The 6,968-nt window shown below is 63.9% G+C and carries 4 protein-coding genes; 3 read left to right on the top strand and 1 reads right to left on the bottom strand.

Annotation, left to right across the window (positions count from 1 at the left end; genetic code table 11):
• Window positions 1-265: 265 nt before the first annotated feature.
• Window positions 266-1,459: a cytochrome P450 gene (locus FFY45_RS00325; RefSeq protein ID WP_176338906.1), complete on the bottom strand. Its 1,194-nt coding sequence runs from the start codon at window positions 1,457-1,459 to the stop codon at window positions 266-268.
• A gap of 488 nt (window positions 1,460-1,947) precedes the next feature.
• On the opposite strand from FFY45_RS00325, the gene ybaL reads away from it, so the two are divergent.
• The 3 genes from ybaL to FFY45_RS00310 all read left to right on the top strand — a co-directional run bounded on the left by ybaL (window position 1,948) and on the right by FFY45_RS00310 (window position 6,757).
• On the top strand, window positions 1,948-3,645 hold the full coding sequence (gene ybaL, locus FFY45_RS00320) for a YbaL family putative K(+) efflux transporter (protein ID WP_176338905.1): 1,698 nt from the start codon (window positions 1,948-1,950) through the stop codon (window positions 3,643-3,645).
• Between the two features lie 217 nt (window positions 3,646-3,862).
• Window positions 3,863-4,624: an HpcH/HpaI aldolase family protein gene (locus FFY45_RS00315; protein WP_176338904.1), complete on the top strand. Its 762-nt coding sequence runs from the start codon at window positions 3,863-3,865 to the stop codon at window positions 4,622-4,624.
• A complete protein-coding gene (locus FFY45_RS00310) occupies window positions 4,625-6,757 on the top strand; it encodes a TonB-dependent receptor family protein (protein ID WP_176338903.1) in 2,133 nt (710 codons plus the stop codon).
• Window positions 6,758-6,968: the final 211 nt, after the last annotated feature.

Here is a 6,968-nt window from a genome sequence, read left to right as displayed (position 1 = left end):
ATTGCGGGACCTTACGCGGCATCCATGCCGCGTAAGGTCCCGCGACGGTGGGCGGGCAAGGACCAGTCGCGATGGTCGGTGTATACGGTTGAGAGCGGTGCGCGGCAATACGATGAGGGGCGGTTTGATCAGTTCCTTTCGATCCGGTCGAGTCATTGCAATTCCCGACATCTCTCCACGCGTCAACAAAGGCGCGTGGGCCAACACGTTACCTTTATCGATACAGCGGCCAAGAGGTTTCGTTGGCTACTCTTGGCCACTCACCTCACCAGGAGGCGAACAGCGCGTCGACGCCGCGCAAGTTGGCGCGATCGTTCCAGCTCAACGCGTCGAGTTGCTGCAGGCGAAGTGCCGGCAGATGCTCGAGCAATGCGGCAAGCGCGGCTTCCATTTCGATCAGCGCCAGCCGATTGCCCAGACAGTGGTGGATGCCACCACCGAACGACAGCGCGCGGCCCTGCTGGCGCCGGATATCCAGCACCTGCGGGTCGGTGAACTGCAGCGTGTCGTGGTTGGCCGCGCCCAGCATCAGATACAACATCGTGCCCTTGGAGACGGCCACCCCATCGATCTCGAAATCCTGCAACGCGGTGCGCGTGGCGATCTGCACCGAGCTGTCGTAGCGCAGGCATTCGAGCACTGCATTCGGCATCAGGCTCGGGTTTTCCTGCAGCAGTCGCAGTTGCTGCGGATGCCGGTGCAAGGCGACCAGCGCATTGCAGATCATGTTGGAGGTGGTTTCGTGGCCGGCGAAAAACAGCAGGATCACATTGGAGACGATCTCCTCATCGCTCAAGCGGCGGCCTTCGTCTTCGGCCTGGATGAAACGCGAAATCAGATCCTCGCCGCCATTGTTGCGACGTTGCTCGATCACGGCGTTGAAATAGGTTTCCAGCTGGATGAAGGCAGCGCTGGTGGCCTCCAATTCCACAGGCGTCATCATGGGATCGAAGACTTTTGCCAGCGCGCTGGTCGCGTGACTCAGCGCGGTGACATCGGCTGCATCAATGTCCAGCATCCGGCAAATGATGGCGATCGGCAGCGGAAACGCGAACTCGGTCAGCAGATCGCAGTGGCCCCTGGCTTGAAACGTCTCGATCAAGCCGGCGGCAGTGTCGCGGGCGACTTCGCGCATGGAGTCCATCTGCCGCGCACCGAAGGCCTGTGTCATCAATCCGCGCAACTGGGTGTGCACTGGCGGGTTAAGCAGCAGAAACATGCGGCTCATGCCCTGGAATAGCGGCATTTGCACCGCTGCCTCGCCGTAGCGCAGCCGGATGCTTTCCAGATAATCGCGGCCCACCCGGCGATCGCTGAGCAGGCTGTCCACGACCTTGTAGTGGCCGGACATCAATCGCCTTTCGGCCACCTGCACCAGCGGCCCTTCGGCACGCAAGCGTGCGTAGGTCGGATACGGATCGTGCCGAAAGACGGGTGTTGCGAAATCGCTGAGATGCATGGCCTGGCTCGTGTGGCGTCACCATCCGCAGATGGGCGATGGGGGCTGGGGCGATAAGGACTTGGACCTGATGAAGAACGCAGGCTCTTCAACAGGGATTCGCTGATTGTCAGAGGCAATTTGTCAGCGGCAATTGTCGACCGACATCGCGCACGTGCCTTACCCAGGCGCGAAGCCTTGTCGTCAAAGTTGATTCGGCGTTGCCTGTCTGTGCAGTGCATCTCGCTGTCGCACTGGCGCACGCACGCTCGTGCAGTCCGCATGCCGCGCCCAACGCGTGCATCCGTTTGCGTGCATGCGTCACGTGTCGCATCGCGTTAATCAAGCGCTGTGTACTATGGGCGTCCGGCCAACCGGACCTGCAACGCGGTCTTGTTCCCCTCGCCGGACTCCAGCCATGACCACACAATGCCCGCAGGCGATGCCCGGCGCAGTGCCGTTGGCTGGGTCGCCCTCGATGTTCTCGGACACTCTCACAACGGATTGGAATGCATCACGACACCAGCCTCATCGACATCATCGCCGTCGGCCTCGCGGTCGCTTTCGTGCTGGGCACGCTCGCACAGAAAGTGAAGCTCTCGCCGCTGGTCGGCTATCTGCTGGCCGGTGTCTGCGTCGGGCCATTCACGCCCGGCTTCGTGGCCGACCAGACCATGGCCAACCAGCTGTCCGAGCTGGGTGTGATGCTGCTGATGTTCGGCGTGGGCCTGCACTTCTCGCTCGACGATCTGATGGAAGTGAAGTGGATCGCGATCCCCGGTGCGTTGGCGCAGATCGTGGTCGCCACGCTGCTTGGCTGGGCATTGGCCTGGAGCATGGGCTGGCCGTTGATGCATGGGCTGGTGTTCGGTCTGGCGCTGTCGGTGGCCAGTACCGTGGTGCTGCTGCGCGCATTGGAAGAACGGCGCCTGCTGGAAACCCAGCGCGGCCGCATCGCGGTGGGCTGGTTGATCGTCGAAGACCTGGTGATGGTGATCGCGCTAGTGATGTTGCCGGCATTGGCCGAGGTGCTCGGTACCGGCACGCCAGCTGCCGCGCATGACGGCGAATCCACCTCGCTACTGGCCGCGCTCGGTTTGACGCTGTTCAAGATGGTGGCGTTCGTGGCGGTGATGCTGGTGATCGGGCGCCGGGTGATTCCGTGGTCGCTGGAAAAAGTCGCCGCCACCGGCTCGCGCGAATTGTTCACCTTGGCCGTGCTCGGCATCGCGCTGGGCGTGGCGTTCGTGTCGGCCACCCTGTTCGGCGTGTCGTTCGCACTGGGCGCCTTCTTCGCCGGCATGTTGCTCAAGGAATCCGAGCTCAGCCACAAGGCGGCCAGCGATTCGCTGCCGTTGCGCGATGCGTTTGCGGTGCTGTTCTTCGTCTCGGTGGGCATGTTGTTCGACCCGATGATCCTGGTCGAGCATCCGTGGCAGGTGTTGGCCACGTTCCTGACCGTGACCTTGGGCAAGTCGCTGGCCGCGTTTGTGATCGTGCGTGCGTTCGGCCACCCCACCGGTACCGCGCTGACCATTTCCACCAGCCTGGCGCAGATCGGCGAGTTCTCTTTCATCCTGGCCGGGCTGGGCGTGCAGCTGGCGATCCTGCCCGAAACCGGGCGCGACCTGATCCTGGCCGGCGCGCTGCTATCGATCATCGCCAACCCGTTCCTGTTCTCGTGGCTGGACCGCTGGCAGGCCAGGCAGGCGCAGGACGCCCCGGCCACGGTGGAGCCGGAGCTGCCGCCCGGCCCGCCACTGCAGCTGGACGGCCATGCCATCGTGATCGGCTACGGCCGCGTGGGCAGCGCGCTGGCGCAGTTGCTGCGTAGCCGTGGCGTGCCGGTGCTGGTGATCGACGACAACGGCGACCATGTGGCCAAGGCGCATGCGGCCGGCATCCCCGGCATCCGTGGCAGCGCGGCGGCCGACCGCGTGTTGGCCGAGGCGCGCCCGGAGCACGCCAAGATCGCGATCCTGGCCATCCCGCAGCCGCTGGAAGCCGGCGAAGCGCTGGCCAAGCTGCGTGCGATCAATCCCTCGCTGACGCTGCTGGCGCGTGCGCACAGCGATGCCGAGGTCAAGCACCTGCTCGCTCACGGCGCCGACGGCGCGGTGCTGGCCGAGCGCGAACTGGCCTATTCGCTGGCCGAAATGGTGATGTCGACTCCGCCGTATCGGGCGTTGCGCGTTCCGGCCTCGTAAGCTGCAGCGCAGCATCAGGCAACACCGCACGAAACAAAAAAACCCGCCGGCGCTACCTGCGGGTTTTTGTTGCCCGCAGCCTGTTCAGTACGGAAAGGCCTGCGGCAGTGCCTTGATCAAACTGCGACCAGGGCACCACAAACTGCCCTCCAGACACACTTGATAATCATTCCCATCAAGAGCAGGATGAGCGCCCGTTTCCTTGGCGGCCTCATCCATGGCGTTTGCGGTTGGCGTTCTCAATGCGTTGCCAAGCGTGCAGCTATGCGAGCTGCTGGGCCGGATCGGCTATGGCTTTGTGGTGCTGGATCTGGAGCATGTGCTGCGCGCGCCGGATGAGCTGGAACACGCCATCCGCGCGTGCGAGCTGTCCGGCTGTGAGGCCTGGGTGCGCGTGCCGGAGGTGGACGAAAAACTGATCGGTCGCGTGCTCGATGCCGGCGCACGCGGGATCGTGATTCCGCGCGCCGAGTCAGCGGCACAACTGGCCTCCGCCATCGCTGCGGCGCGGTTTCCGCCGCTGGGCCGGCGCGGTATCACCGGCGGGCGTGTCACCGGCTTTGGCAACCTCGATCTGCCCAGCTACATCGCACGAGCCAATCGCGATATCCGCATCGTGCCGATGATCGAAAGCGCGGCCGGTGTTGCTGCGCTGCCCGAGATGCTTGCCGTGCCCGGCGTGGCGCTGGTGATGGAAGGCGCACTGGATCTTGCGCTGGATCTGGGCCTGGGCCCGCAACCGACCCATCCACAGGTGTGGGAACTGCTGCTGCAACTGCATGCGCAGTGCGTCGCTGCCGAGGTGCCGTTCTGCCCCAATCCGCGCACCGATGCGCAACGCGCGCACTGGCTGCAACAGCCCGATCTGCGCTGGCTGCTTGCCGGCGAAGACCGCGCACTGATGCAACGTGCACTGCGCAGCCACCTGGCCACATTCGCCATACCCACTTCACCACCCGCCTGCAGGAGCACGCCGTAGATGTCGACGTTCCGTTTCCACGCCCTGGCCATCGCCATCGCTGCGATCACTGTGACCTTGCCGCAGTTGGCGTTCGCCATCGAGTCGCCGGATACCGATGCCGCCGATGCACAAACGCCGATCCGCGCATTGGATGCGATCCAGGTGCAGGGCAGCCTGCTCGGGCGTTCCAAACCCGACGATGTGCAGCGCTACGCCGGTAGCCGCCAGGTGATCGATCGCGAACAGCTGCGCAACGGCGGCAACCGCTCGCTGGACGACGCGCTGCAGCGCGTGCCGGGCATCAAGATCTTCGACGAAACCGGCACCGGCGCGTTGCCGCAGCTGATGCTGCGCGGCCTGTACGAAAGCCGCAGTGGCCGTGTGCAAGTGCTGGAAGACGGCATTCCGCTGGCATTGGCGCCGTATGGGCAGACCAGTCTGTCGCTGTTTCCGGTGGGGCTGAATCAGATCGACCGCATCGATATCGTGCGCGGCGGTGCGGCCGTGCAATACGGGCCGAACAACGTGGGCGGGGTGATCAATCTGGTCAGCAAGGACATCCCCAGCGCGTGGAGCACCACGCTGGCGCACAAGGTCACCGCCGGCGGCCAGGGCCAGTTTCTGCAGGACAGCGCGCTCAGCAGCGGCGGCTACCTCACCGACAACTTCGGCATGCAGGTCGATGCCAATCGCACCTATGGCGAGTATTGGCGCGCGCACAGCGATACCGATATCAGCAATCTGCGTGTGCGTGCGGAGTGGTGGCTGGACGACACCAAGTTGCTCAAGGCCAGCGTGCAGCGTTATCTGGTCGACATGGATCTGGCCGGTGCGCTCAGCCCGGACGATTACCGGCGCGACCCGCGTCAATCCACGCGCCCGCTGGACAGCTTCAACGGCCGCACCACGCGTGCCTCCTTGAGCTATGAGCAGTTGCTGGGCGATTGGGGCCCGATGAAGGATGTGCGCCTGGATTGGACCAACTTCAGCGCACGCAGCAGCCGCAACTTCATCGTCGGCATGCGTCAGGCCGCCACCGAAACCTGGCGTTCGGACCTGCCGCCGCAACTGCGCCAGACCGCACCGCGCGACTTCCGCGTGGTCGGCAGCGAGCCGCGTCTGAGCTGGAGCATGGGCGATGCCGGTGGCGTGCGTCAGCAGTGGACCGCCGGTGTGCGCGCCGTGCACGAAGACATCGATTTTCTGGTCGGCAATCTGCGCCTGCGCGATGGCCTGTTCACCAGCGTGCGCGATTGGCAGTTCGAAGACCGCGCGTTGGCCGCCTACGTCAGCAACGCGATCACGCTGCCCGACGAACGTTTCACCATCACCCCGGGCCTGCGTTACGAGCGGCTGGATTCGCGCTATTTCAATCGCGCCACCGGCGTCAGCACGCTCAACCAGACCCGCGATGTGTTGCCGGGTCTGACGGTCGGGTTTCAGGCCAACGAACAGTGGTTTTTCTATGCCGATGGGCAACGTTCGATGCGTGCGCCGCAGGTCACCCAGATCATCTTCGGCAACAATCTGGATGCCGAACTGGCCTGGAACTACGAAGCCGGCACACGCTATCAACCCAACGAGCGCACTCGCATCCAGTTGGGCGGCTATCTGATCGATTTCGATCAGCAGATCCAACTGGACAACACCACGCGCGTGTTCCGCAATCTCGGCAAGACCCGCCATCAAGGCGGCGAGTTGGAACTGCAATGGAGCCCGGAAAATCTTCGCGCGCTCACGCTCAACGCCGGTTATGCATATCTGGATGCCAGCCAGGAATCGGGCGCATTCCGCGGCTTTCGCGTGCCTTACACCTCACGCAATCAGATCACCTTGGGCGGCAACTACACGCTCGGTCACACCACTGTCGCACTGTCGAGCTACTACTTCAGCAAGGCCTACAGCGATGCGGCGAATACCGTGCAAGAGAACGCAATCGCCTCGGTGGGTCAGTTGCCGGCCTACATGGTGTGGAACACGCAGGTAAGCCATACCCTGTTCGAACGCGATGGACAAAAATTCAGCGCATCGCTGGCGATCAACAACCTGTTCGATCGGCAGTACTGGTTCCGCGGTGTGGATACCAGCCCGTGGGGCCGCCAGGCCGCGCCATCGCGCACCGTGACCGCCGGGCTGGAATACACCTTTTAAGACCACGTTTTAAGCCTGCACCAGTAAATCACTGCTGCAAACGACCGACGCACAGGGGCGTTGGTCGCGCTTGACGACAACGGCGGTCGCGCTGGCGAGCGCCGCAGACAACACGGCGTGCATGACGCACGCATCACTGCCGCAGCATGCGGCATGCGATCAACGCATCGCAGGCCACCCAACGCCCCGCGGCGTCAGGCAGCCCGTTTCA

It is taken from the genome of Xanthomonas hortorum (assembly GCF_011305375.1).
Taxonomy (GTDB): domain Bacteria; phylum Pseudomonadota; class Gammaproteobacteria; order Xanthomonadales; family Xanthomonadaceae; genus Xanthomonas; species Xanthomonas hortorum_E.
Note: the sequence above shows the minus strand (reverse complement) of the source record. Positions and strands in the feature narration are given on the sequence as shown.

Bases quoted from the DNA above. Each gene is read 5' to 3' on its own strand.
- FFY45_RS00325 (WP_176338906.1), bottom strand. From the start codon at position 1,459: ATGCATCTCAGCGATTTCGCAACACCCGTCTTTCGGCACGATCCGTAT.
- ybaL (WP_176338905.1), top strand. From the start codon at position 1,948: ATGCATCACGACACCAGCCTCATCGACATCATCGCCGTCGGCCTCGCG.
- FFY45_RS00315 (WP_176338904.1), top strand. From the start codon at position 3,863: ATGGCGTTTGCGGTTGGCGTTCTCAATGCGTTGCCAAGCGTGCAGCTA.
- FFY45_RS00310 (WP_176338903.1), top strand. From the start codon at position 4,625: ATGTCGACGTTCCGTTTCCACGCCCTGGCCATCGCCATCGCTGCGATC.